We start from the raw sequence: 26,456 nt of genomic DNA, 5'->3' as shown, positions 1-26,456 counted from the left end.
GGACGGACATCCGTTGCAACGAAGGAATTCTTGCTAAGATTTGAGCAACGTATTCAAACCGGTTTTGAGTTAGCAAGCGGGTTTTTGCATAGCATGTCCACCCTTCCTCGCCTGGATCCCGAACCGTTAAAAAGCTTTCTTGCCGATCGCATTGAAGGGCTAGGGGAGGCTCTCCGCATCGAACCGATGACGGGAGGGCAGTCGAACCCCACATTCCTCCTCGACTTTGGTGAACGCAAGCTTGTGCTGCGCAAGCGGCCGGATGGCGATTTGCTCCCGTCGGCTCATGCCGTGGATCGGGAATATCGAGTGCAAAAGGCTTTGCAGGGAAGCGGCGTACCCGTGCCGGAGGTCCTGCTGCTGCACATGGAGCCGGATGTCATCGGAACTGCATTCTATGTTATGGAGTATGTGGAGGGCAGGGTTTTCCACGATTGCTCGTTGCCGGGTGTGCCGTCAGACCAGCGCCGGTCCATGTACCGGTCTGCCGCTGACACGCTCGCTCGTCTCCATGAGGTGGATGTAGCGGCAGTCGGCCTTTCTGATTTCGGACGGAGCGGTGGCTATTTCTCCCGTCAAATCGCTCGATGGTATAAGCAGTGGGAGCTGTCCGCAATCGAGCCGAACCGTGACATTGATCTCGTCGCGGACTGGCTCTCACGCAACACGCCGCCGGAGAGCCGGCGGCCGGCCATTGCCCATGGCGATTTTCGGATCGGCAACCTGATGTTCCACCCGACAGAGCCGCGCGTCGTCGCGGTGCTGGACTGGGAACTGGCTACGCTTGGCGAGCCGTTAGCCGATCTTGCGCATCTTTGTTCCTTCACCTGGCATATGGGCTCGTCGGAATATGGCGGGCTCCTCGACGTGGACACAGCTTCTCTAAGCCTGCCGAGCCAACAGGAATTTTGCCAGGAGTATTACAAAATCGCGGGCGATTCGGGCCGGCTGACTCCGTTCCACCTCGCCTTCGCACTCTTCCGCAACGCAATCATCTTCGAGGGAATCGCCGCTCGCGCCCGGTCGGGCAATGCTGCCGCTTCGAACGCGCAAAGTGTCGGGCGCCTTGCCGGTATTCTTGCCTCCCGAGCCGCCGCTCTTCTGGAGACTTAATAGTACCAGCTTCGCACTGCCAAGCATCGTGCTTGTATGCGGTCGTTGCGATTTCAACCGCAATATTCGCCCAATGAAGGGCAGTGCCCCTTTGCTGGCCCAATAAATGAATGCACGTTGGATCAGGCCATAGAAGCTCAATGAAGGAGGCGGAATGAAAAGGTTGACTGCACTCTTCACAGATTGCGCGCGGGTCCGGCCTCTCTACGGCCAAAGCATGGCAAGCGTATAATGCCTCGCTTTGATACCCAAAAGGTTTGCCTTGTAACCGGCGGCGCTTCCGGTCTCGGCCGCGCAACAACGATCAATCTTGCCAAGTACGGCAACACCGTTGTGATCGGCGATCTCAACGAGGAGGCGGGGCGTGAAACGGTTGCGGAAATAAAGGCGGCCGGCGGCAGCGCCCACTTCCAGTTGCTGGACGTGACCGACCGCAAGTCGGTCGAAGCATTCGTGGGCGAAGTGGTCGATAGATTTGGAAGGCTCGACTGTGCCGTAAACAATGCGGGCGTGGAAGGCGAGCGCCATAATGTGGCTGACTATCCGGACGACGAATGGCAGCGCGTCATAGATATCAATCTGACCGGCGTCTTTACCTGCATGAAGCACGAACTCAAGGTGATGAGTGCGCAGGGCAGCGGCTCCATTGTCAATGTCGGCTCGACCGGCTCCTTGCGGGGCATCGGGCTCATGTCGGCTTACGTCTCATCAAAGCACGCGCTGGTGGGGCTGACCAAGTCAGCTGCGCTTGAATACGCAGCCCGCCACGTACGTATCAACGTCCTATGCCCCGGCGGTTTTCACACTCCGATGAGCGACCGCCTCTATAAGGGAGATTTCAGTGGAATCCTCGCGGGCACTCCAATGGGCCGGATAGCGCCTGCTGAAGAAATTGCCCAGGTTATCGTGTGGCTCTGCTCAGATGAAGCTTCCTTCGTCACGGGCGCGGCCTATCAGGTTGATGGCGGACGGATGGCCGGCCCTGTGCTGCCGGGCTGACGAAAAGTAGAGCGGAAAAAGAATGAACGATACGCTTGAAAAGGCCTATCCCGTCAAGGGGGTTCAGCGCCGATTGCCGGCGCTATTGCGCCCCGTTCTCGTACTTGCCGACCGCATAAGCTGGATCAGCTCCATCTGCCTGCTTACGCTTGCCGGGCTCGTCATTGCCGACGTCATTGGGCGTTCTTTCGGCTCGCCGCTATCCGGCGGATCGGATATCGGGGCGATGCTTATGGTCAGCATAGTCTTTTTTGCGATGGCTGGCACGCAGGCCACAAAGGACCACGTATCGATGGATGCGCTGGTGTCTGCCTTTCCTAGGCGCCTGCGTCTCGTTTCCGATCGGGTCAACCTCTTCGTGTGCCTGCTGATAGGCATCTTTCTTACAAATGGCACGGTAAGAGCTGCGATAAAGAGCTACGGGATCGGTGAAATGGCGCTCGGCGGACTCCGGTTGCCGCTCTGGCCCGCAAAGTCGATCGTCGCCTTCGGATTCGCGCTTTACACGCTGGTTCTGCTGGCGCAGCTCCTTGGCTCAAATTTCGATGACGCGGAGCCGGACTCCGTGCCTCCGCATGGGGCCGACTGATTATGGACCCTTCTCTCCTCTCCTCTCTTACCGTGGGTGTTACCTTTATCGGCGCCCTCTGCCTTGGCTTGCCAATCGCGGTTACACTTCTGCTTTCCAGCGCTGTGGGCATTTACATGCTGCGCGGCTGGAACGTTATGACGAACGCGATCGTGGGAATGCCTTATTCCCAGACCGCCGATTACGGCTTCATCATCATCCCGCTCTTCATTCTCATCGGTCATCTGGCGGAGCGATCGGGCATCAGTCAGGGTGCCTTCTCCCTCGCCTACCGGTGGGTAGGAGGGGTGCGTGGTGGACTCGGCATCACCACCATTCTCGCGAGTGCTCTTTTTTCGGCAACGTCGGGTTCCAGCGTGGCAACTTCAGCGACGGTCGGACGAATCGCGCTGAAGGAGATGCGCCGCTATAACTATTCCGACGTTATCAGTTCAGGAACAATAGGCGCTGGCGGCCTGCTCGGCCTTATGATTCCTCCCAGCACAATGATGGTGATCTACGGTCTTGTGACCCAAGTGGACATCATCAAGCTCTTTATCGCCGGCATATTGCCCGGCATCCTGACGACACTCGTTTTCTCCCTGGGCATCTATACTATCGCAATTCTAAGGCCCGAACTCATGCCGCGGGCACCTGTCCGCTTCACGCTGCGCGAGAAACTCGCCGGGCTGAAGGACAGCTGGGGTATTATCGTGCTCTTCGGTGTCCTCATGGGTGGCATCTATGGCGGCTACTTTACGGTGACGGAAGCTTCCGCGGCGGGCGCGGCAACCGCTGCCGCCCTGCTCTTCATCCGCAAGGGCTTTGCTTGGCGTGAGCTGTTTTCCGGGGGCCGGCAAACGGCTAAAGCAACGGCGATGATCTTTTTCATCCTGATCGGCGCCGGAGTCTTCAGCCGCTATGTAGCGATGTCTGGCCTCGCCAATGACCTGTCGCATTTCATTGCTTCGCTGGAGATGTCCCGATGGGTGATCCTCGTGGCAATAATCAGCGTGTATATTCCCCTCGGCATGTTCCTTGAGCCGATCTCCATGGTTCTGATCACCATGCCGATCGTGTTTCCGGTGATCGTGAACTTGGGCTTCGACCCCATCTGGTTCGGCATTCTCATCGTCAAGGTCAGTGAATTGGCCAACATTTCACCGCCCATAGGGGTCAACATCTTCGTGTTGCGGACGGTCGACAAGTCACTGTCGCTCTCGACCATCTACAAGGGGATGGGCTTGTTTGTTCTGCTTGAGATCGTCACGCTCATCCTGCTCATTGCATTCCCACAAATATCGCTGTTCCTGGTCGATTGGATGTGGGCAAGGTGATTACTACAACTGTCCGGAGGAAAGAACATGAGACTTGGAACCAAGCTTAAGGCGGTGGCTGCGGCATCGTCTATAGCGGCCGCAGCTGCGTTCGGCAGCGCGCTGCCTGCTTTAGCGCAGCAAAGCATCATTTACTCCACCTATGCTCATCAAGGTGCGATCTCCACGCGAGGGAATCTCTGGTTCATCGAGGAGGTGGCCAAGCGTTCCGACGGCAAGTTCGCGATCAAAGATACTTTCTTCAGCGGCGCGCTGCTGAAGGGCGCGGATCAGATCGAGGGACTGGGTGACGGCATTGCCGATGCGGGTTATGTCTGCACCGGCTATGACATCACCAGGTTTCCGCTCGCCTCCATGGCCGAGATGCCCTACCTGACTGAAAAGGGCGACGCGCTCGCCGCCGCGGTGAACGAGCTTTACGAGACTTATCCTCCACTGAAGGAAGAGTTCCACCGGAACAATCTTGAGCTTCTAGGCACGGAGTCGCCCTCGCCGATGATCATCGGCGTCGGAAAGGACGTCAGGATCGAAAAGGCCGCCGATCTGGCGGGGCTCAAGATTCGCGCCTTCGGCCCTCACGCTGAACTTCTTAGGGACGGTGGTGGTATCGTGCCGGTTTTTGTAGAAGTCTCGGAGATCGGAACCGGTCTTCAGACCGGATTGATTGATGGTTATTCGACGCTGCCGCTCTGGTATCCGGCGGCAGCGAACTTCATCGACATGACCACGAATATCGTCTCCCCGGGGGTGGGCACCTACTACTCCTGCAATATTTCGATGAATCTTGATACGTACAACAGCCTTGACGAGGACGTGAAGCAGATCATCGCCGAGGTTCGCAAGGAGTTTCCGAAGAAGACGATTGAACTCACCATCGAGGGCGATCAGGAAACCCTTTCTCAGGGCAAGGAAGCAGGTATCAACTTCTACAAGTTCACGCCCGAAGAGGTGGAGGAATGGAAGTCGAGACTGGATATTGACAGTCTACGCGCTGCCTGGATCGAAGAGCGCCAGAAATATACGAACGCCGATGTGAGTGAGTTCACCGATAAGCTGATGGAACTGGTGGCAAAATACGAGGCTCAATCGACTTACACGCAAGACTTTACGCCGTAAGTCACAACAGCCTTGAGCGCCCGCATGCCTTGTTGCGGGCGCTCCTATCGGGGGCTCTTCATGGATCTTCAGCTTTCAGGGCGCTGTGCCCTTGTTACCGGGGCTAGCAGTGGTATTGGCCAAGGGATTGCTCTCGCACTGGCAGCGGAGGGAGTGCGCGTGGCGATCAGCGCGCGTTCCTTGGAAGCTCTTTCCGAGACCGCATCTCTCATCACCGCCGCCGGAGGCGCTGAACCTGTGCTGATCGCTGCCGACCTGACGATAAGATCGGATGTCGACCGGCTTGCCCGCCAGGCGCGTGCCGCTCTTCCTGGTCTGGACATCCTCGTATCGAATGCCGGAGGCTCGCGGCCGATGAGCGACTGGAACGATGAGGCTGTGTGGGAGGAAGCCTTTGCGCTGAACTTCACCTCATCGAGAAGGCTGACACATTTTCTCATCGATGATGTCAAGGCATCGGGGCAAGGCCGCATCCTTGTGGTAACGGGCTGGCCGACCACCAGAAATGTCAATGCAGCCTCTCCCGCAAAGGCGGCACTTACAAGCTGGGCGCGCGCCATTTCATTTGAGATCGCGCCTTACGGGGCCACAATCAACTGTCTTGTCCCTGGCAAAATCGAGAGTCGGCAGATGCTTCAGCGCATCCATCCCACCGAGGAGGCTCGCGCGGATGTGATCGCCGAAAGCATTCCGCTTGGCCGCTTCGGCATGCCGGCGGAGTTCGCATTCATCGCAACGTGCCTCGTCTCACCCCGCGCCTCATATGTGAACGGCGCATCCATTCCGATCGACGCGGGCATGGCCCGCTTGGCCTGATGCAAAGAACGGAGGAGAACCCATGGATCTAGGTATAGCTGGAAAGGTTGCTCTGGTTACCGGCGCAAGCAGGGGTTTGGGGTTCGCGTGCGCCGAACGACTTGCCAAGGAGGGTAGCCGGGTCGTGATCGCAGCCCGCGATCCGGAGCGCCTGCAGCGTGCCGTGGATAGGATAGGGGAGCAGCAAGGTGAGGCGCACGGTATCCCGGCCGATATCGCCACAAAGGAAGGAATCGAGGATCTGACGGCGCAGCTCAAGGAAAAGGGGCTTGAGCCCGACATCCTCGTCTTCAACAATAGCGGCCCTCCCAACCCCACCTTCGAGGATGCTACAGACGAGGAGTACCTGATCGCTTATCAGCGGATGGTGATGGCCTTCAACTGGGCCGTGAAGTCCGTCTTGCCAACGATGAAAGAGCGGCGCTGGGGGCGCATTGTTACCCTTGGCTCCTACTGCGTGAAGGAGCCGCATTCGGAATTGAAGATGGTGCTGCATAACTTGATCCGTCCCGCTGCCGTCGGCTTATCGAAGACGATTGCCGATGAAGTCGGCGAATTCGGAATTACGGTCAACACAATTGGGACCGGCACGATCGACGGCGGCGATGAGGAAAGCACTTTCCGAATCAACTACCGCAAGCGGGCTGCCGAGCGGGGCATCACATTTGAAGAGATGAAGGCGATACGGATCGAACCCATCCCCATGAAGCGTGCCGGTGAACCATACGAGGTAGCCGGACTTTGTGCCTATTTGGCCTCAGATCTCGCTGGCTTCATCACCGGTCAGACGATCCTGATCGACGGTGGCAAGGCCCGTTCGTTCCTGTAGCAGCTACCCTGTGCCGGGTGCAAATGGCAGTGCTCCTCGCCGGCAAGTTCGGTGTAGCTCGACCGTTTGTGTCGCAGCCAATTTCAACGAAGCCGTTCAGCCTGGCGCTCCTAGATCGGGATGCTCGGGTATTGCCAGAGAAATTTTTATGTGCGGCCCTTAAAACCGCGAGAAACATGTCGGCATCTTGTTGACAAACCGCGGGAACGGATCGATACCTAACAATCGTTAGCTTGTTGGCTCTGAGCTCGGAAGCATAATTCCAGCTTTCGCCACAGATTGCAGACGAAGTTAGTGCTCAGGGAGGATTCCGTATGATCAGAAAGTTGGCTGCTCTCGGCGCTGCCATGATGATGGCGACGGGTTTGGCAGTGGCGCAGGAATACAGCTTCACGCTCGGTCATGCTCATCCGGAAAGCGGGAGCTTTCATCAGATCGCCCTGAAGCTGCAGGACGAACTGGCCAAGTCCGGGGTCGAGCTCATTATCTATCCCGATGCCAGTTTGGGTGGCGAGTTGAAGATGGTGCAGAGCATCCGCAATGGCGCTGTCGATTTCACTATCGTCAGCCAGCCTACGATTGAGAATTCCGTGCCGGAGTTCCGAGTTCTCTCCTTGCCCTATATCTACGAGGACATGGATCATGCCAGCGCAGTGTTGCATGGTCCACTCGGGCGTCAGTTCCTCGATATTCTGAAAAGGTATGACATAGTCGGCTTCGACTGGGGCCCGGTCTACGAGCGCAGTGTTGCAGGCACCAAGTCGATCGGCAGCGTAGACGATATGGCCGGTTTGAAGATCCGGGTGGTTCAGTCGCCTGGCTTCGTCAAGGCTTATGAAGCGCTGGGTGCTCAGCCGACTGCTATGGCTTATGGCGAATTGTTCCTCGCTTTACAGAATGGTGTGGTCGACGCCACTGAGCTTGCGCCCGGCCAGATCCTCTCGGACGGTTTTGGCGATATTGTCACCCACTATTCCACCACGCGTGCCAACTACATCCCCTCGCTCCTGCTGATGTCGGCTGGAAAGTTCGAGTCTCTTCCAAGCGATGTCCAGGAAAAAATCAGGGAGGCGGCTGAGGCGGCTATGAAATTCGGCGCTGAATATGTCCGCAGCGATGACACTTCAGCCATAGAAAAGATGAAGGAGCGGGGCGTTGTCTTCGCGGACCCCGATCTTGCGCCGTTCATGGAGAAAGCGCGTGCTTCCTGGGATGAGATCCTAGGGGAGGAGGCAGCCAAGCCCGAGATACAAAACTTTCTTGCGGAGGCAGAGAAGCTTCGGAAGAACGACTGATCATCTCTCGTTTAATGCGGCGCTTCTTGCGCCGCATTCGCCAATTTGCACGCACAGTGCGAAAGCACCGTATCCTTTTTGCTTCAGCACTCATGACGGACATGAATAACTCCAATATCTTCCTCAAGATCGATAGGGTTGCTGATCGTCGGTCAGGTCATCCGGCCTTTCTGTATGAGGGGCAGACCATCACTTATGCTCAGTTCCAACGTCAGGTTTGTCAGGTTTCATGGTTGCTGACAGAGCTTGGTGTCCAAGCGGGCGACTGTGTTCTGATTTTTTCTCCAAATGCTCCTGATTACGAGGCGGTCTTCCTCGCCTGCTGCCAGGTTGGAGCGATCGCGGCGCCTGTAAACGAGGCCTTCCGCCGCAAGGAGTTGCATCATATTGCGGCGAACTCGAAGGCGGATGTTGCTTTCGTTCATGTCTCCCGCCTCAATGTTTTTCGCAGCAATATGGATGACTCGCCGGATGCTCCGTCCAAAATTGTTGTGATTGGCGATGATGAACCTGTCGCCGCGGAAGGGCGTGTTCTGGGCCGGCTGGATGACTTGCTTGGGAGCGCGGAGGAGAGCAGGGAAGCTTTTCATTGTACAGAGGATACGCCTTGCCTGATTGTTTACACATCAGGAAGTACTGCGGATCCAAAAGCTGTGCTGCATACCCATGGCAGCGTTGGATACCAGATCACCACCTATCCAGACGTTTGGGACTATCGGGAAGACGATATCGCGTGCGTCTCCCCTCCGATGTCCTGGGTATCGGGTTTGATCATGACGACCGCATCTATGCTGTCGACTGGCGGCACGGTGGCTTTGCTCAGGCGCTTTCATCCTGAGCGCGTTCTGGATGCCATCGAGGAGCACCGCGCGACGATGTTCTTTGGAACGATGTCGATGTACACCAAGATTCTGGATGTGCTCCAGCGCCGCAAAGCAGATCTTTCTTCGTTGCGCTTCTGCATGAATGGCGGCGAACCATGCCCGGAAAGTTTGGTCAAGCCTGCCGAGGCGCGGCTGGGCCTCCGATTGATACAAGCCTGGGCATTCTCCGAAAACCACCCGTTGGTGGCCATGCGAGCGCATGATGTCAATGCGCCCAGAGGAACGGCCGGAAAGGCGGCTCCTGGTGTGGAAATCAGGATATGCGATCCGGAAGGGGCGGATGTTCCGGAGGGCGCTGAGGGAGAAGCCTGGGTGCGCGGCCCCGGTGCAATGGTCTGTTACTACGGCAACCCGGCGCTTACGGCTGAAAAAACGAATGCCGAAGGCTGGACCCGCACCGGTGATCTCATCAGACGTGATAGCGATGGGTACATATTCGTCGTCGGCCGTGCCAGCGACATGATCATACGAAGCGGTGCCAATATTGCTCCAGCCGAAGTCGAAACAGCGTTGCTGGAGCATCCTGGAATCTCCGCAGCCTGCGTCGTGGGGATTTCAGACAGGGTATCTGGAGAAGCGATTATTGCCTTCGTCTCTCCGAAACCCGATGCGTCTCTCTCCAGGGAGAGAGTCTTCGAGCATCTTGAGCCGCGTCTGGCACGATACAAGCTGCCGCAGGAAATCGTATTTGAGAAAAATCTTCCGGTGACGGCGAATGCGAAGGTGGATCGCTCCGCCCTCAGGCAGCTTGCAGCGGAGATTTTCGCCAACTATCCGGACAAGGCCGCCTGAATAACTGGCGTGACATGGGTGGATCAGATGGCCAGCCAAACTGACGAAAAAGTTCTCGTAACAGGTGGCAACGGTGCGATAGGTCAGCTTGTTCTTGAGGAGCTGTCGCGGCGGAAGGTCCCGTCAGTTGTCGTTAGCCGAAGCGGCTGGTACTCCGATGATCCGCTGGTGACGTCCGCCGCAGCGGACATTCGCGACGTGGAAGCCATACGTTCCATCATGGCTGATAACAGCGTGACCCGGATAATTCATCTTGCTGCGATCCTTCTGGAGTGTGAAAGCGACCCGCTCGCCGGCTTCGGCGTAAACTTCACCGGCACGCTCACGCTGCTAGAGGCTGCAAGGCAAAGCCCGGGTTTCCGCCGATTCGTATTTGCCAGCAGCAAGTCAGCCTTTGGCACCCTGAATGGTGAATGGGGCCATCCGAACTATTCGGCAATCAAGGAAGATCATCTGCGGAGGCCGAATGCCACCTATGGCATGACCAAGAAAGTAGCGGAGGATGCTGTTACATTGTACCGCGAGCATTACGAGCTCGATGCCGTGGTTGCTCGATTTGGTACCACTTGCGGGCCAGGCAAGGGCAAGCAGCATGGCTCATCGAGCGTAACAAGCGCGATGATTGAGGGCGCTGTCGACGGCGTTCCTGTCGAAGTGGCGCAAGGTGGCGATGAGCGGGATGACATCATCTACAATCTGGATATAGCCGCTGGCCTTGTGCAGGCTGCACTGCAACCGGTCCTTGCCTATCACACCTATCATCTTGGATCGGGGGAGCTGGTTACGCTGCGTGATCTGGCCAATGCCATCAAAGCTGTCATTCCCGAGGCTGACATCAAGGTAGGCGATGGACTCGACTATATGGGCCTTCGCATGGGCAACTACTGCCTTATGGACATTGAACGAGCCAAGAGCGACCTCGGCTTTATTCCTCATCCGCTGGCCGACTGGGTTCGCGATTACATTGATCGCTACCGTGCTGCAAAACATCTAACAAAGTGAGGTATGAAGTACGCACAAGATGACGGTTGGCCAAGCGGCCTAGATATCGGGCCGATAGGTCGCAAGTGCCGTTTGCCGAGCGTTTTCGCGTCACGGTGAAATCGTTGCTCAGCCGCGTGTGGTAGCTGATGGGGTAGGCTCGCTGAAGAGGCGTCGATCTTGGTGTCTTGCAAACTGCGAGTCGTCGCGGGCCAATAGCTGCCGAACGGCGGTATCGCCCTTCCGTACGGCTTCCGGATTGAAATACATGGAACTGCGTGAACCGCTTGTCATCCGGGATGATGGCTGGAAAGAACACCTTGTGACGCACAAAGCGCCGGCTGTGCGTATATGCGTTCGAAAACCGGGGAACCATTTACGCGGCGCTTCTGTGCGAAGATGTTCCGCATCGCTTCGATACGCAGTTTTAGTGTATTTCCGGATAAAAGGTAGACATCATCTGCGTCAAAGTCAGACCAATCCGCAGCAAAACAGTAGATACTAAAGGGTTTGCACTGCGATGTAATATTCTGCCGTATACTGTAAAAGCACCTTCTGCAGAAGTGCGGCCGAATTCATTCTGAAAACTCTTCCCAATCGGTCGTACATCCATATGCAGCAGCATATCCCGAAGAAGTTAGATAATCGTCTGTTCAAACAATGCAGGGACCAGGCAAGAGGGCTGTCAGTGGGTGACAGAATGCATCAATGCTGATATGGGTACCAAACAAGCACTTGTTAGCCCAATCCTCCCGTTGACCGCCTATGGTCACTGCGAGGGTTTGCTTGATCACCGTGTTGTAGACACAAAGAGGCAGATGAGGAATGTCCGAAGCTGGCAATTCGAACGGAGTCATACCACCGCTCCTCTCGGCCGTAGACAAGGTGAATTGGGCCATAGGCTATTTCATGGCCGGCGCACTTGCCGTGATGGTGTTTTGCACCATGCTGCAAGTCACCGTGCGCTTCCTGCTGACAAAGTTCGGTATTCTCCTTTCGGTGCCGTGGAGCGAGGAATTAGCCCGATATCTGATGATCTGGATCGTCTTTATTGGGAGCGCGGTAGCAGCCCGGAAAGGGCAACTCATAGCGCTCGAATTTCTCGTCGAAACATTGCCTTCCCGCATTGCATACCCGGTACGGATTTTGGCCTTGCTCGTCAGCCTCGCTTTTTTCGCGCTGCTCGTCTGGACGGGCTGGCGTTACACGATGGGCAATCTGATCGAACGCAGCCCGGTGATGGTCATTCCCATGTCGTGGGTTTACGCATCACTTCCCGTTAGCGCTGCACTCATGATCATCAACACACTTTGCCTCATCGTGGACGAAACTCTTCATGGGCACAGGCCCGTGTTGCTTGCAGATACGACGCTTGAGTGAGTTTGGGCGGGGGCTGGGACATTGATCGCACTTGTCGTCTTACTGATGGTGGTTTTGCTCGCGATCGGCGTGCCGGTCGCGATCGCCATGGGTGCAGCACCAGTAATTGCACTTTGGCAGCGGGGTATGCCACTCGTCACCATCCCGCAGAATGCCTTTGAGGTGCTCGATTCCTTTGCATTGCTGGCTGTAATTTATTTCGTGTTGGCCGGCAAGCTGATGCAAGCCAGCGGCATTGCCAGGCGGCTGATAGATCTGGCGGTTGCGCTTGTGGGTTGGATGCGGGGCGGCCTTGGAAGCGCGACCGTCCTGACCGCGATGATGTTCTCGACCATGTCCGGCTCCTCCGCTGCAACTGCCGCCGCCATCGGGGGCGTCATCGGTCCCGAGATGAAGAAGCAGAAGTATCCACCGCCTTTCACGGCGTCTGTGGTTGCAAGCTCGGCCGAGCTCGGGGTGATCATCCCGCCTTCGGTTCCGATGATCATCTATGGAGTAATGACAGGTGTGTCGATCAGCGATCTGTTCCTGGCCGGCATCCTGCCGGGGCTTCTCATTGGCTGCTCGCTCATTCTGTTGGTCTTGGCGTTTTCGGTGGTCAAGGGTTATGGCGAGCGCACCTCTTACAGCTTCGGTATCTGGGCGCGTAACGTGGCAACGGCTGTGCGCGAGGCATGGCTGGCACTACTCAGCCCCATCATCATTCTTGGCGGAATCTATGGCGGCTATTTTACTCCCACCGAGGCTGCGGTCGTGGCGGTGGTTTACACGCTTTTCCTTGGTCTGTTTGTCTATCGGGAGCTTGAACTGTCGGCATTGCCGCGTCTCTTTTACGAGGCAGCCTATACGACAGCCGTGGTGATGATAATTATCGCCTTTGCTTCCGTGCTCGCTTATGTGCTGATCCTCTATCGCATACCCGTCACGATCTCCGGCTTTGTGGTAGGGTTGACGGATGACCCGTTGGTCTTCCTCCTGGTCGTCAACATTCTGCTGCTGATCGTTGGAACCTTCCTGGAGGGTGTGCCGGCCATCATCATCGTCACGCCCATTCTGGCGCCGCTGGCCGCGGCTTTCGAGATAGATCCGGTGCATTTCGGCGTGATCGTCATCGCCAATTTGGCTCTGGGTATGGTTACGCCGCCCGTCGGGATCAATCTCTTTATCGCGTGCACGACCTTCAACGTAAAAATGGAGGCGCTCATGCGGCCTTTGAGCTGGTTCCTCCTGGTGCTCATTATAGACATGCTGATCATTTCATACGTGCCGTGGCTTTCGACCGTATTCCTCGGATAGGCTTCGGCTAGGATTTTCATGAATGACGCCGCGAAAAACTCCACCGAAGCTCTCTCACGAAGTACCGCTAAGGTTTCCCATTGACTGTGCGCCAAAGCCCGGCTGCCTCATAGAGGCAGCTCCGGGAGTGCTGTGGGCCCGCTTTCCGCTGCCCTACCAGCTAAATCACGTTAACGTGTATCTGCTTGAGGATGATGGCGGCTGGGCTGTCTTCGATGCTGCAACCGACGGGCAGGAAAATCGGGAACTCTGGACTGCGCTTCTTCGCGACGGTCTTGGTGGACGTCCCATAACGCGGATTATCGCGTCCCACTTTCATCCGGACCACCTAGGAGCTACCGGTTGGCTTTCCCGAACCACCGGCGCACCCGTGGTCATGAGCGGGCGCGAGTACGTAGCCGCTCGTCGCATGTCGGCAGAGCCCATCGAGGACTACTTGACGCTGCTAAATGGACATTTTACCCGGCATGGCATTGCGATGGAAGACAATATCGCTCAAAAGGGTGGGCAACACGACTATGGTGCCTTCATCAGCGATCTGCCCGAGGAAGTAACCTATGTCGCGGAAGGGGATTCCATCAGGATCGGCGGCCGCCAGTTTCACGTTCTCACCGGCTCAGGTCACTCGCCAGAGCTTGTGATGCTGTACGATGCTGCCGATCGTCTCTTGATTTGCGCCGACCAGGTGCTGGCGAGGATATCCCCTAACATCAGTGTCATGCCGGATGCGCCCAGGGCAAATCCGCTGCATGATTATCTCCGCTCTATTACAGAGTTGCGGACGAACGTGTCCGATGATGTCATGGTGCTGCCCGGGCACGAATTGCCTTTTTTCGGGCTTCATGCGCGAATAGATCAATTGGTAAACCATCATCAGCTTCGATGCGCGGAGACGCTTATGGCTTGCCAGAACAGAGCGGCAACAGCTCGCGACCTCATCCCCACTATTTTCGGTCGTGATTTCAACGGTGAAAGCCTTGGTATCGCTATAGGCGAGGCTATTGCACACACAAATTTCCTGGTGGCAGAAGGGCAACTGGAAGAGGTCTTGCGGGACGGCCAGGTGCTTTATCGACTATCGGAATAAAAGCTGTATCGGCTTTTGACGATGAAGCAGTTGAGCGAAATAGGCGCTCGGACATCGACGTTATCAGCTTTGGCATCCCCAATGGCTGACAGGCATTAGCTTGGCAGCTGGCATTGCTTGGTTGTTTGCGCAATTGCGAATAGGCTTTAAGGCTCATTGTGCCTCTTACCAGCCTGTTTATTGGCATTGATAAGCAGCTTCATAAGCCCGCGGAACCGGGCACTGCGTGCTACGTTCAACGCGCCTGTGGCAAACGAAAAGCTACACGAATCTCTTGCTGCAGCGGTTTTCATTGAGGCGTTTGCGTCCCGAACTGCGTTGAAATTTAAGCCGAATGTGGTCTTCTTTGAATTCGCATAGTTTGCCTTACAAGTGTTTGTTTGTTTGTTGCCAAAAGGGGCGGGGGCTGTTATGAAACCTATCTGTGGCCGACAGTTAAGGAATAGCGCAGGGGTTTGTCCGGCGCAGTTCGCAAGCTTAACGGCGCGATCGTCACTTGCGTCCAAGTTTACCCCTCGCGGTGCCACTGATGGTGGGGGCGTAGTGGCGCTCAGGAGGGATTATGGAAGAGTGTTTCATCTATGATGCGGTTCGTACACCCCGCGGACGTGGACGTCCTGACGGCGCGCTTCACGAAGTGCCGCCACTGGACCTTGCGTCCCATATTCTAAAGGCGCTTGAGGACCGTAACTCTCTGGACACGTCGCTTGTTGATGATGTGGTCATGGGCTGTGTCATGCCTGTGGGAGACCAAGGCTCCAATGTTGGGCGGATCGCGGCGCTGAATGCGGGTTATGCCGAGACGGTAGCTGGTGTTCAAGTCAACCGTTACTGTGCGTCCGGGCTAGAGGCCGTCAACATGGCGGCGGCGCAGATCAAATCCGGTCAATCCGATATTGTGATAGGCGGCGGCGTCGAATCAATGTCAAGGGTGCCCATGGGAGCGGACGCTGGCGGCTGGTTCACTGATCCTGAAATCGCCTTCAAGACCTACTATACGCCGCAGGGAATAGGCGCTGATCTGATAGCCACCAAATGGGACTTCTCCCGGGAAGATGTTGACGCTTATGCGGTCGAAAGCCAGCGCCGGGCCGCCAGGTCCTGGCAGGAAGGGCGGTTTGCCAGATCGGTAGTGCCGGTGCTGGATGATCTCGGCGAAATTTTGCTGGATCGCGACGAACATATGCGACCTGCAACCACCATGCAGAACCTGGCTTCCCTAAAACCTGCTTTTGCCGCCATCGGTGAGATGGGCTACGACGCGGTTGCTATCCAGCGGTATCCAGAAGTCCTGGAGATAAACCACGTGCATCACGGCGGAAACTCCTCCGGTATTGTGGACGGAGCCGCTGCCGTTCTGCTCGGAACACGAGAGGCAGGCAGGAGGATGGGATTGGTGCCGCGAGCCCGTATCCGTGCTTTCTCATCGATCGGCAGTGAACCGTCGATCATGCTGACTGGTCCGGAGAAGGTAACGCGCAAGCTACTGGCCCGCGCGGGGATGACAACGGCGGACATTGACCTGTTTGAGATCAATGAGGCGTTCGCGTCAGTCGTTCTGTTGTACCGGCAGCAGCTAGATCTCGATCCGGAAAAGGTCAATGTGAACGGCGGGGCGATTGCCATGGGCCATCCGCTTGGGGCTACCGGAGCGATGCTGGTCGGCACGGTCGTGGACGAACTGGAGCGGGCGGATCTAAACACTGCCCTGATCACCCTGTGTGTTGGTGCTGGCATGGGTACAGCGACCATAATCGAACGAGTCTGAGCAATGCAGAATCTCCGTTTTGACGTCGATACCGATGGTATCGCCACCATCACTCTCGACATGCCCGGACGTTCAATGAACGTGCTCAACAGCAGCTCCATTGCTGACGTCAGAGAGGCAGTGGAGAAGGTCCTTTCAGATTTGACGATCAAGGGGGCAGTTCTAACCAGCGGCAAACCGTCGTTCATAGCCGGGGCCGATCTCGACTGGCTGCTGGCGCTTGCGGAGGCGGAGGGCTCTGACTTGGTTCGCGCCGCTACCGTCTATGACGCTGTTATGGAACTGCACAGCATCACCCGCAGGATGGAGACTGGCGGGAAGCCTTTCGTAGCGGCGATTAACGGCCTTTCCCTTGGCGGCGGGTTCGAACTGTGCCTTGGTTGCACCCGCCGCATCGTTGCAGACGACGAGCGAATCCAGCTCGGCCTGCCCGAAGCGAAGGTTGGACTTTTCCCCGGCGGCGGCGGCACTCAGAGATTGTCACGTATGTTGGGCCCGTTACGCGCTTTAGAGCTGATAGTCAAGGGCAAGGCGATGACGCCGTCCGACGCCTGCGCGATTGGCCTGGTCGACCAGATCGTGCCTGCAAACGAGATTATTGAAAGTGCAAAGAGCTGGATTCTTTCTTCCGCCGCCGAGGATTGGATCAAGCCATGGGACGTCAAGGGCTTCAAGGCGCCGGGCGACGATCCGCGCACTCTGGAAGGTTCACTCGCCTTTGCAGCCGCAAATGCGAGGCATCGCAAGAACACCTACTGCAACTATCCCAATCTCGATGCCTTGATGAAGGCGGTCTATGATGGGCTAAACGTGCCGCTGGATACCTCTCTGCGCATTGAGGCGCGTTATTTCGCACGAATGCTTGTTGGCGACGCTGCCAGGAACATGGTGCGTACTCAATTTGTGACTTTACAGAAGGTAAGCAAGTTCAAGCGTCGGCCAGAACACGTCCCGGTGCGAAAAGTGGCCAAGCTGGGTGTGCTTGGCAGTGGTAAGATGGGCGCGGGCATTGCCCACGTCGCTGCACGAGCTGGCATCCGCGTCGTCGTAATCGACCGCGACCAAGCTTCGGCCGAACGGGTGTATGAGCACGTAAGGGAGGTCGCGACAGGCGAAGCAAAAAGGGGCAATCTGTACCAGCCTGCTGTGGAAGAGGTGCTCGGGCGCATCACAGCCACCACGGACTATTCGTTGCTTGGCGACGCGGATCTGGTGATAGAGGCCGTTTTTGAGAACAAGGCGGTCAAGGACGATGTGTTCCAAAAGGCGGAGGCAATGCTCGGGGAGGATGCAATTCTTGCCTCGAACACTTCGACGATCCCGATAACAAGCCTATCGCAGATGCTCTGGCGGCCGAGGAACTTTATCGGTATGCACTTCTTCTCGCCTGTGGAGAGGATGGCACTCCTTGAAATCATCGTTGGCGAGCAGACCGATCCTGGAACGTTGGCGTTCGCGATGGATTTTGCGAGGCAGATCCGCAAGACGCCGATCGTGGTCAATGACAGCCGCGGCTTTTACACCAGCCGGGTCTTCTTGACCTATATCGCAGAGGCTTGCGAGATGCTGATGGAGGGGATTAGTCCGGCTCTGATCGAGAATGCAGGCCTCATGGCAGGAATGCCCGTTGCCCCACTGGCGCTTTGCGATGAGGTAGCGTTGGACCTGATCCATAGCGTCAACCTCCAAACCGCCAATGATCTTGGCCGGTCGCACCCCGCAAATCCTGCCGAAGCGTTGATCATGCGAATGGTAGAGCAAGAACAACGGTTCGGAAAGAAGGTCGGGAAGGGCTTTTACGACTACCCGGCGGGTAAGAAGAAGAGACTTTGGGACGAGCTGGTGGAAATTGCGCCTTCAAGGCCGGAGCAGCCCGATGTAGAAGCCTTGAAGCAACGGCTTCTCGTAATCCAGGCGCTGGAAGCAGTCCGATGCTTGGAAGAAAATGTTGTTGTTTCGCCGGAAGATGCTGATGTGGGCGCGTATCTTGGCTGGGGCTTTGCTCCCTGGACCGGCGGACCGATCTCCTACATCGACACGCTCGGGCCGGAAAACTTTGTCGCGCTATGCCGGAAATTCGAGTTGGCACATGGCAAGCGCTTTGCGCCGACCCCGGGGCTTCTCCAACGTGCAACCAGTGGTGTGCGCTACTATGCGCCATCGGCCTTAAAGGCAGCTTGACCTCTAGACGAGCGCAGCTCCCTTCAGTTCGATATTGCGGAAGGTTCTATGTCAGTTCTCAACGTACCGGCTCCTGACTTCATGGCCGATGAAGAGCTTTCGATTTTCGCGCGCTCGGTCGGTCGTTTCCTGGATGAATACGCTTCGCCGGAACGTCAGAACCAGTGGCGGCGTAACGGTGTGGTTGAAAAGGAGTTCTGGACGGAAGCTGCCCAAGCGGGATTGCTCGGCCTTTCAACGAGCGCGGAATGGGGTGGCCTAGGTGGCGATTTCCGTCATGAGGCGGTGCTGATCGAAGAGCTGTGCCGCCGCGGGCTGGAAAGCTGGGGCGCACCGCTGCACAATGGCATAGTGATGCCATATGTGGAGAGTTACGGCACAACGGAGCAGAAGCAGCGCTGGCTTCCGCGACTGACGTCCGGCGAACTGATTGCGGCAATAGCAATGACCGAGCCCGACGCCGGATCGGACCTGCAGGGTATTCGCACCACAGCGACGCGCTCCGGCGATCATTACATAATCAATGGCGAGAAGACATTCATCACGAACGGACAGACAGCGAACCTCGTTGTGGTGGTTGCAAGAACAGCTCGGGAGCGTCGGCCCGATGCAATTTCCCTCCTGGTAGTGGAAACCGACAAGGTGGAAGGCTTTCAGCGAGGCCGCAACCTCGAAAAGATCGGTCTGGAAGCCGCCGACACGTCCGAGCTGGTCTTCCGCGAAGTCAGGGTGCCTGTAGCCAACCTCCTTGGAGGGGAGGAGGGCCGTGGCTTCTATCAACTGATGGAGAAGCTTCCGCAGGAACGATTGATAATCGCTCTGCAAGGCATTGCCATGATCGAGCGAGCCTTGCATGAGACCATAACCTATGTGAAGCAACGCAAGGTCTTCGGGCGGCCTCTCATTGAGAACCAGACGGTCCAGTTCACGCTAGCCGAGTGCAAGACAGACGCAACGGTTGCGCGAGTTTTTGCCAATCACTGCATTGGCCTGCATTTGGCGGGAAGGCTCGACAGCACAACGGCATCGATGGCAAAGTATTGGATTACGGATCTGCAAAACCGTGTGGTTGATCAGTGCCTGCAATTGCACGGCGGATACGGCTATATGGACGAATATCCGATCGCGCGCATGTACAAGGATGCTCGCGTCTCCCGCATCTATGGCGGCGCAAACGAAATTATGAAGCTTCTTGTGGCCCGTTCTCTTTGAGGGTCCTAATCCGGGTCCCGCGGCTGCCCTTTCCATCCATCAGCAGCCCGCGGGTAAAAAGTACTCAACTTTGACAGCTGGTTACGCTGCAGGGTCGAGTGAGTACGAGCGGCTGAGCATCATGACCGCCCAATCAGCTACTGCCACTTCCTCATCGTGCTGGTTGAGCACCGTAAGTGTCATGTTGACGATCCCAACGCCGGGCAACGATTTGCTCGGCCGTGTGCTGTTCCACCGTGTCCTTACCCAGAGCGTGTCCCACTCGTATACAGGATGCTGGAACTTCCACTTCCACCCGAGATTGCAGTAGCCGGTGCCTTCAACGCATCCAAGCCGCTGAAACAAAGCATCAGCAAGATTCACGATAAGTGGCACGCAAACGAGGCGCTTCCCATTATCCGCATATTGTTTGGCGGAATAGGGATCGCCGATCCATTCCGCAAACATTTCGATGTCTGCTGAGGTAATGGTGCGCCCTGGGGAAAGCATGCCTTCCCCTTCAATATAGTCTTCCAGATACATGCCAGTGGGCTGAAACTGCGGCATCAGGGTTTCCTCTTCACAAGGTAGCGCACGCGGCTCTGAACGACCGGTTTGTCAGTTTTTACTTCGAGAGCGGCTTCAATCACACCTTCTCCGATCCCCGTTGCTTCCACCGTCTCGATCGTGAGCTGCGAACGGATAGCGTCCCCAATGAAAACTGGATTCGGATAACGTATTTCCATTGAGTCATAGCCGATAAGGCTGCCTGCAAACATGCCCTGTCCCAGGATCAGCCCGGTGCCCATGGCCAGAGTACCGTCACCATGCACAATCCGCCGGCCGAAGGGAGTATTGCGGGAATACTCTTCATTGGAATGGGGCTGCCCATCCCCACACCAAAGCGCGCAAAACAGCAGGTCCCGTTCATTGATAGTTCTGGGACCGCCCGAGAATGTCTGTCCTGGCTTGAAATCGTCAAGCCAGAGCGTTGGTGCTTGCTCTGTCATAATGAACCCCTTCCTGCTCTCATGGAGTGCTGGCACTGCCTGATCTTACGCGGACGATATAGTCTCCTATCTGCCTTTAAGAATGAACGGCGGCTGGTAATCGGTCGTGCTGCGGAAGGGTGCCGTCCAGCCGCTGTAAATGCGGCATATTCCTCGGTGTACTGGCTAAGTATCCGAGCTCCCCCATGTTGAGGCTCCTTTCCGGCCCTGCCGTAGTGCCGAACCGCACGCTGACCTCAACCGCCATAAAGCCATCCTGGCAGAAGCATCGTAAGCATTGGGACATATGCCACTAGTAGCGTTACAACCAGCATGACAAACAAGAAGGGAACAAGCTCGCGGAACGTGGCCGCGAGATTGGCTCCGGCAATGCGGTTGGCGAGGAATACGTAGACCCCCATGGGTGGCGTTACGGTGCCAATCTGAAGCGAAAGGAGGACAACCATAGCGAAATGTAGCGGATTAAAGCCGAACTCCGCACCAACGGGAGCAAGGACGGGAATGAGGATAATCGCTGCTGCCAGCACCTCGATAAAGCACCCTATTACCAGAAGCATGCCCATGATGAGCAGGAGCAGGAGAGATGGACTAGTGGTGACGGTCGCCAAAAAATCCACAGTCATCTGCGGTAAGTTGAAGCGCTGCAGTAGCCATCCCAGTAAGGCAGCCGTGGCAATGATGATGAGGATGCCGCCACTCATCAGGCCGGCCTTGAGGAAAATTTCGAAGTAATGCCGTGGTTTGAGTTCGCGGTAGACGAAGGTGCCCACAAAGAAGGCGTAGGCTGCCGCCACTGCACCAGCTTCAGTGGCGGTGAATACACCCACCACGATCCCACGGACAAGCAGGATCGGTGCAATAAGCGCCCAGAATGCTGAGCGGAAGGTCTCCCAGATCTCCCTCGCGCTGGCCCGCTGCTCACCTCCATAACCGAGCCGCTTAGATCGCCACCAGATCACAATCATGAATAGGACAGCCAGAAGTATGCCGGGAATGATGCCGGCGATGAAGAGTGCCGCAATTGAAACGGTAGTGATCGAGCCATAAACGATCATCAGGATGCTGGGCGGAATAATGGGAGCTAGAAATCCGCCCGACGAGAGCACTGCGGCGGTGAAGCTAGGATTATATCCCTTGTCCTTCATGCCGGGTGCGGCGACCGCGCCGATTGCAGAGACATCAGCGATGCCGGAACCGCTTAGTCCTGCCATGCCGATAGATGCGCCCATTGTCGCCTGCCCTAGTCCACCGCGCCAATGCCGTGTCAATGCATGGGCGAAGGCGAACAGTCGCGCTGAAATGCCACCCTTCTCCATCAGATAGCCGAACAGGATGAAGTAGGGGGCGGCCAGCAGAGAATAGGAATCAAGCTGGAAAACCATGCGGTGCGGAACCAGTGTCAGTGGGAGGTCCGACATCACGACCGTGACAGCACCTGCTAGGCCAATGGCAAATGCTACAGGTGTGCCGGCGGCGAACAGCACCAGACAGATGATGAGCATCAAGACGAGCATTGCCGATCGCCCTTAGTTTCAAAGCTGGCAGCTCCAGCTCGCGATCTACCGATCCTGTAGAGTGACCGCATCGAGTTGATGGCCATCAAGGCGCCGCCAATTGGTACGGCAAGGTAGAAGAACCCTACCTGGAATGGCATGGTGGCCGTTTGTTGGGACATGGTATTGAGCGCGAGGCGCATACCGTAAATGGCAATGATGAGAGAAAAGACGAGGACCAGGCACAGATTTATACGCTCAAGCCAGTACTGCGTCACCTTCGGCAACAAGTCCGCCAATACCCGGATCGCGATGTGGGTACCGCGCTCGACCTCGATCGCTGCTGCAAACATCACCAGCCAGAGCAGAAGGTAACGGCTGAGTTCTTCCGTCCAGAACAGGGAGCTTCCGACAAAATAGCGGAACACTATCTGAAGCACGCCAACCGTAGCCAGGCTAGCCATAAGCAGCACTACGATCACCTTGAGGACGAAGTCGTAACTTCTCCACACTGAGCCTATCATGTGTCACCTGTGATGCGGGAGTGCACCATGAGGGTGCTCGTGCGCCATAAAGTTATAGCGCACGTACTTCCTCGATGATGTCGAGGATGCCGAGACGGCTGCCGAGATCTTCATAGATCGACGCTACCGCCTCTTGGAAGGGCGCCTTGTCGTCGATTTCCGTGACAGTCGCGCCATGACCTTCCAGTTCAGCGATGGCCGCCTTGTCGAGCGCGCCCATACGCTCTCGGTGATCGGCCAGGAGGTCATTGGCGGTGTCAACGAGAATAGCCTGGTGCTCGTCTGAAAGTTTCTGGAAGAAGGCTTCGCTGATGCACAGGACGACATCGGCATATTGGTGGCCGGTGAGCGAAGTGTGCTTGGCTACTTCGTAGGTCTTCCAAGCGAGTGCAGCATCGAGCGGGCACTCCCAGCCGTCTATCGCACCGGTCTGGATGGAAGTATAGACTTCGGTAGCCGCCATCGGCACTGCATTTGCACCAAGTGCCGCGAACATCCGCAGCGGGATGTCGGCCTGGACCGACCGGATCTTCAAGCCCTCGAAATCGGCGAGCGAGCGGATGGATGTGGACCTAAGATGAGTGTGACGCATAAGGCTGTAAGTATGCATCAGGGGGCGCAACCCGCTTGTCTGCAGAAGCATCGCGTCGAGCTTTGCTCCGATCTCGCCGTCATGGTATTTGAACGCGGTCTCGCGATCCTTGAAGATGAAGGGAAGGTCGGAGATGCCGTAGCGGGGTTCGACCGTTGAAAGTAGTGAGGAGGTAATGGAACAGGCGTCATAAACGCCAAGTGCCCGTACACCCTCAAGCGCGTCCCGCTCGCCGCCCGTAACGGCTTCGGTACCGGACACGAGCACGGTAATGTCTCCCCCTGAACGGGCTTCTACCTCATCGCCCCAGCGGCGCAGCACCAAATAAGGCTCTTGCGTGTTCTGCTGAACAGTAGCGACGCGAATAGTCACCTTCCCGCCCTGGGCTTTGGTCGGCTTGCTCATCCCGCTGTTAACAAGCGTTGCAGCGCCAGCCGCCCCAAAGAGCTTCAGCACATCGCGCCGCTCCATTCGCTCCTGGATTTTGCTGATGATGTTCCTGTTTCTCATGATGTCCCCCTTGTTGTTTGAGCAAAAGAGTTGCGGTGAGATTCCTCACTATCCGTCAGCTCACCAGTCTTTCCTGATCTTGCCAGTACATCTTCTTCAATTCACGCTTCAGAATCTTTCCCATGCCGCTCTTCGGGAACTCGGTTATAAAATCGATGGAGCGCGGGCATTTGAAGCTGGCGAGATGCGTACGGCAGAGCTGGGTGATCTCCTCAGCGTTTACCTGGTGATTGTCGCGCACGGCGATAACCGCCTTTACGGACTCGCCCCAATGCGGATCTGGCACGGCGATGACGGCACACTCACGCACGCCGGGATGACGGTAGATGATTTCCTCGATTTCGCGCGCCGAAATGTTTACGCCGCCGCTTATAATGATATCTTTCTTCCTATCGACGTGATAGATGAAGCCAGCATCGTCGGCCCGCGCAAGATCACCCGTGTGCAACCAGCCGTTGCGCAGCGCCTCAGCCGTCTCGTCAGGCGCATTCCAGTATCCCTGCATGATTGTGTCACCGCGGAGGATAACTTCGCCCGTCTCGCCCACCGGAACATCGTTCCCGTTCTCATCGACGATGCGCACGTCTACCGTATTAATAGGTCGACCGCTGGAGCCGAGGATTTCGAGGCTCCCTGCTTCAAGGGCGTCGATATGGTGCTGCTTGGACATGCAAACGGCCACGGAACCAGCTTCAGTCTGCCCGTAGATCTGGATGAAAATGGGCCCGAAGCGGTCGAGCGCTTCGCGCAGTCGCTCTACCGCCATGGGCGCGGAGCCATAGCCAAGAACCTGCAGCGACGAGATGTCGAACTGGTCGAACTGCGGAGAGTCAAGCAGACGGTAGATCATCGTCGGCACGAGCTGAACATGGGTGATGCGATGTTCCTGGATTGCACCCAGGCAGCGTCCGGGTTCGAAATTGCGCGCATCCAGCACTACGAGCGTGCCGCCAACGAAGAGGGTAGGAAGGACAATGTGGTGATTGCACCCCCCTGTCGATTGCGGCATGACGACCAGCGCCCGCGTCGCCGGCGTCATCTCGCAGTGGAGGGCGACATTGGCGGCGTTTATGACAAGGTTGTGATGGGTCATCAATGCGCCCTTGTGGACGCCCGTAGTGCCGCTTGTATAAGAGATGAACAAGCCGTCGTCCGGCTCGACCTCCACTTCCGCAGGCGAAGGGTTCTTTGCGAAAATGAGCTGTTCATACCGGTCGCCTTCCTGATCCGCGTCAAAATAGAAGACCCGGATCAACTCTGGCGCGGATTTCGACGCTTCCGCAATGATCCCGCGATAGACGCTCGACCCTATCAGGACTGACGGGCCGGAGTTGCGCAAGATGAATGCAACCTCGGACGCATTGAGCCGCGGATTGATTGGGACCACGATGAGCCCGCCCTTTGCGGCCGCCGCTACTACCTCGACGTAACGCCCGCAATTGTCCGATAATGTTGCTACCCGATCGCCTTTTTTCAAACCGAGTGCGTTAAGGGCGCCCAGAAGACGGTCGGATCGTTCGTGTAGCTGGCCGTAAGTTATCTGTTCCGCACCATCGATGGTGGCAACCTTGTCAGGTGCCCACCGTGCTTGCCTGCGGACGATCTCTCCCACATTCATGGAACTACTGCTCCAGTTGCTGGCGATTGCGCTTATGTGCTGCGCATCCCGATTGCTGCCTTCTTAAAAACGCTGGTCGTTCATGCTTCCCCGTCGTGTCGACGAGGTTTCCCCCTAGCTTCGCTCTGGGTTCCTCCTGCTGCGAAGATATCATGCAAGGGAACTTTGAATAACTAACGATTGTTTGTCAATGGTCTCTGTGTTGTGGAATGCCGGAGGATTAACCGGATCTTTCCCGTTCTCTCTGGATGCACCGTTTGCGAGGTAGGCGCGTAGCCCTTGTAGCGGTGCTGCTTGAAGCGCTCCAACGAACAGGCGGCGTTGGAAGTCTGATCTTGAAGGCGGCTTCTCCGACCGCGCTTTGAGGCAAGGGCCATTATTACCACTTGATCGTAGTCACAGGACATCTTACAAAACAAACAGTGGTTTGATTAGCTCGGCTTTCGAATTGCTGTAGGGAGTGAAAGTTGAGAGAATTCAGGGGCAAAGGCGTCATAGTGACAGGTGGAGCGTCCGGCATTGGCTTGGGAATTGCTCGCGCCTTTGCTTTAGAAGGCGCTAAACTATGCCTTGCCGATATCGATTCCGAAGCGCTCGAATCTGCCCGAAAGGAGATCGAGGCGCTCGGAGCAGAAGTGATGCTTGCGCCGGCGGATGTCTCGGATCCGGCCTCCGTTGCCGCAGCGGCGGCGGTGGCGCAGAATGCACTTGGCAAGATCCATATCGCCGTTAACAATGCGGGTGTTGCATTGCATGGCCCGGATATCGAGGCGGTTCCTTTGAATGATTGCCATTGGGCCTTCGGCGTGAACGTGTTCGGCATCATTCACGGCATTAAGTCCTTCCTGCCGCTGATCCGTATTCACGGGGAGGGTGGGCATATCGTCAATACTGCTTCGATAGCTGGCTTCCGTGCGTGGCCGGGGCTGCGATACGGCATCTATGCGGCAACGAAGCATGCCGTCATCGCCTTATGGAAGAGCATTTCGACAGAATTCGCGAAGCCTTTGCGCATCGTGCCTAATCGCGTTCAGCCGGTGAGCAACGATGCCGGCACGCTTTACTGAAACAGGAGG

The 26,456-nt window shown here is 56.7% G+C and carries 23 protein-coding genes; 17 read left to right on the top strand and 6 right to left on the bottom strand.

The features are described from left to right. Nucleotides 1–93: 93 nt before the first annotated feature. The 16 genes from HUS57_RS11730 (at nucleotide 94) to HUS57_RS11655 (ending at nucleotide 19,654) form a co-directional block, all read left to right on the top strand. Nucleotides 94–1,113 carry a phosphotransferase family protein gene (locus HUS57_RS11730; protein WP_173933956.1) on the top strand — a complete coding sequence of 340 codons (1,020 nt, stop codon included), beginning with the start codon at nucleotides 94–96 and terminating at the stop codon, nucleotides 1,111–1,113. Nucleotides 1,114–1,344: 231 nt separating this feature from the next. Beyond that, nucleotides 1,345–2,112 (top strand): glucose 1-dehydrogenase, encoded by a 768-nt coding sequence (locus HUS57_RS11725; protein ID WP_173933954.1) that lies wholly within the window; start codon nucleotides 1,345–1,347, stop codon nucleotides 2,110–2,112. Between the two features lie 22 nt (nucleotides 2,113–2,134). After that, nucleotides 2,135–2,701, top strand: a complete 567-nt coding sequence (locus HUS57_RS11720) for a TRAP transporter small permease (protein WP_173933952.1) — start codon at nucleotides 2,135–2,137, stop codon at nucleotides 2,699–2,701. A gap of 2 nt (nucleotides 2,702–2,703) precedes the next feature. Then, nucleotides 2,704–4,017, top strand: coding sequence for a TRAP transporter large permease (locus HUS57_RS11715; protein ID WP_173933950.1), 1,314 nt, complete (start codon nucleotides 2,704–2,706; stop codon nucleotides 4,015–4,017). Nucleotides 4,018–4,044: 27 nt separating this feature from the next. Beyond that, on the top strand, nucleotides 4,045–5,133 hold the full coding sequence (gene dctP / locus HUS57_RS11710) for a TRAP transporter substrate-binding protein DctP (RefSeq protein WP_173933948.1): 1,089 nt from the start codon (nucleotides 4,045–4,047) through the stop codon (nucleotides 5,131–5,133). A gap of 60 nt (nucleotides 5,134–5,193) precedes the next feature. Next, nucleotides 5,194–5,949 carry an SDR family oxidoreductase gene (locus HUS57_RS11705; protein ID WP_173933946.1) on the top strand — a complete coding sequence of 252 codons (756 nt, stop codon included), beginning with the start codon at nucleotides 5,194–5,196 and terminating at the stop codon, nucleotides 5,947–5,949. Between the two features lie 22 nt (nucleotides 5,950–5,971). Beyond that, nucleotides 5,972–6,778 carry an SDR family oxidoreductase gene (locus tag HUS57_RS11700; RefSeq protein WP_173933944.1) on the top strand — a complete coding sequence of 269 codons (807 nt, stop codon included), beginning with the start codon at nucleotides 5,972–5,974 and terminating at the stop codon, nucleotides 6,776–6,778. Between the two features lie 314 nt (nucleotides 6,779–7,092). Further along, a complete protein-coding gene (locus tag HUS57_RS11695; protein WP_173933942.1) occupies nucleotides 7,093–8,073 on the top strand; it encodes a TRAP transporter substrate-binding protein in 981 nt (326 codons plus the stop codon). Nucleotides 8,074–8,174: 101 nt separating this feature from the next. After that, nucleotides 8,175–9,749 carry a class I adenylate-forming enzyme family protein gene (locus HUS57_RS11690; RefSeq protein ID WP_173933940.1) on the top strand — a complete coding sequence of 525 codons (1,575 nt, stop codon included), beginning with the start codon at nucleotides 8,175–8,177 and terminating at the stop codon, nucleotides 9,747–9,749. 27 nt (nucleotides 9,750–9,776) lie between these two features. Continuing rightward, entirely contained in the window at nucleotides 9,777–10,751 is a 975-nt protein-coding gene (locus HUS57_RS11685; RefSeq protein ID WP_173933938.1) for an NAD(P)-dependent oxidoreductase, read from the top strand. Between the two features lie 804 nt (nucleotides 10,752–11,555). Next, the gene (locus tag HUS57_RS11680; protein WP_173933936.1) at nucleotides 11,556–12,110 is read left to right on the top strand and encodes a TRAP transporter small permease; all 555 of its coding nucleotides are present in this window, start codon (nucleotides 11,556–11,558) and stop codon (nucleotides 12,108–12,110) included. 21 nt (nucleotides 12,111–12,131) lie between these two features. Then, nucleotides 12,132–13,406 (top strand): TRAP transporter large permease, encoded by a 1,275-nt coding sequence (locus tag HUS57_RS11675; RefSeq protein WP_173933934.1) that lies wholly within the window; start codon nucleotides 12,132–12,134, stop codon nucleotides 13,404–13,406. A gap of 22 nt (nucleotides 13,407–13,428) precedes the next feature. Beyond that, a complete protein-coding gene (locus HUS57_RS11670; protein WP_173933932.1) occupies nucleotides 13,429–14,493 on the top strand; it encodes an MBL fold metallo-hydrolase in 1,065 nt (354 codons plus the stop codon). 562 nt (nucleotides 14,494–15,055) lie between these two features. After that, nucleotides 15,056–16,261 carry an acetyl-CoA C-acetyltransferase gene (locus HUS57_RS11665; RefSeq protein ID WP_173933930.1) on the top strand — a complete coding sequence of 402 codons (1,206 nt, stop codon included), beginning with the start codon at nucleotides 15,056–15,058 and terminating at the stop codon, nucleotides 16,259–16,261. 3 nt (nucleotides 16,262–16,264) lie between these two features. Beyond that, nucleotides 16,265–18,442 (top strand): 3-hydroxyacyl-CoA dehydrogenase NAD-binding domain-containing protein, encoded by a 2,178-nt coding sequence (locus HUS57_RS11660; protein WP_173933928.1) that lies wholly within the window; start codon nucleotides 16,265–16,267, stop codon nucleotides 18,440–18,442. Nucleotides 18,443–18,490: 48 nt separating this feature from the next. Further along, entirely contained in the window at nucleotides 18,491–19,654 is a 1,164-nt protein-coding gene (locus HUS57_RS11655; protein WP_173933926.1) for an acyl-CoA dehydrogenase family protein, read from the top strand. A gap of 81 nt (nucleotides 19,655–19,735) precedes the next feature. On the opposite strand, the gene HUS57_RS11650 is transcribed toward HUS57_RS11655, so the two are convergent. From HUS57_RS11650 to HUS57_RS11625, 6 genes are all read right to left on the bottom strand, one after another. Then, on the bottom strand, nucleotides 19,736–20,200 hold the full coding sequence (locus HUS57_RS11650; RefSeq protein ID WP_173933924.1) for a hypothetical protein: 465 nt from the start codon (nucleotides 20,198–20,200) through the stop codon (nucleotides 19,736–19,738). Next, entirely contained in the window at nucleotides 20,200–20,643 is a 444-nt protein-coding gene (locus HUS57_RS11645) for a MaoC/PaaZ C-terminal domain-containing protein (RefSeq protein WP_173933923.1), read from the bottom strand. The genes HUS57_RS11650 and HUS57_RS11645 overlap by 1 nt, the downstream gene beginning before the upstream one ends. A 236-nt stretch (nucleotides 20,644–20,879) precedes the next feature. Next, complete coding sequence (locus HUS57_RS11640) at nucleotides 20,880–22,157, bottom strand: TRAP transporter large permease (protein WP_173933921.1); 1,278 nt, start codon at nucleotides 22,155–22,157, stop codon at nucleotides 20,880–20,882. After that, the gene (locus HUS57_RS11635) at nucleotides 22,145–22,660 is read right to left on the bottom strand and encodes a TRAP transporter small permease (RefSeq protein ID WP_173933919.1); all 516 of its coding nucleotides are present in this window, start codon (nucleotides 22,658–22,660) and stop codon (nucleotides 22,145–22,147) included. Before HUS57_RS11635 ends, HUS57_RS11640 begins: the two co-directional genes overlap by 13 nt. 52 nt (nucleotides 22,661–22,712) lie before the next feature. Next, the gene (locus HUS57_RS11630; protein ID WP_173933917.1) at nucleotides 22,713–23,762 is read right to left on the bottom strand and encodes a TRAP transporter substrate-binding protein; all 1,050 of its coding nucleotides are present in this window, start codon (nucleotides 23,760–23,762) and stop codon (nucleotides 22,713–22,715) included. Nucleotides 23,763–23,817: 55 nt separating this feature from the next. Continuing rightward, nucleotides 23,818–25,380, bottom strand: coding sequence for a long-chain fatty acid--CoA ligase (locus HUS57_RS11625; protein ID WP_173933915.1), 1,563 nt, complete (start codon nucleotides 25,378–25,380; stop codon nucleotides 23,818–23,820). A gap of 467 nt (nucleotides 25,381–25,847) precedes the next feature. On the opposite strand from HUS57_RS11625, the gene HUS57_RS11620 reads away from it, so the two are divergent. Next, entirely contained in the window at nucleotides 25,848–26,447 is a 600-nt protein-coding gene (locus HUS57_RS11620; protein WP_173933913.1) for an SDR family NAD(P)-dependent oxidoreductase, read from the top strand. Nucleotides 26,448–26,456 lie beyond the last annotated feature (9 nt).

Origin of the sequence: Chelativorans sp. Marseille-P2723, from assembly GCF_902809845.1 — a bacterium.
GTDB lineage: Bacteria > Pseudomonadota > Alphaproteobacteria > Rhizobiales > Rhizobiaceae > Chelativorans.
This window is presented reverse-complemented; position numbering and strand designations above follow the sequence as displayed.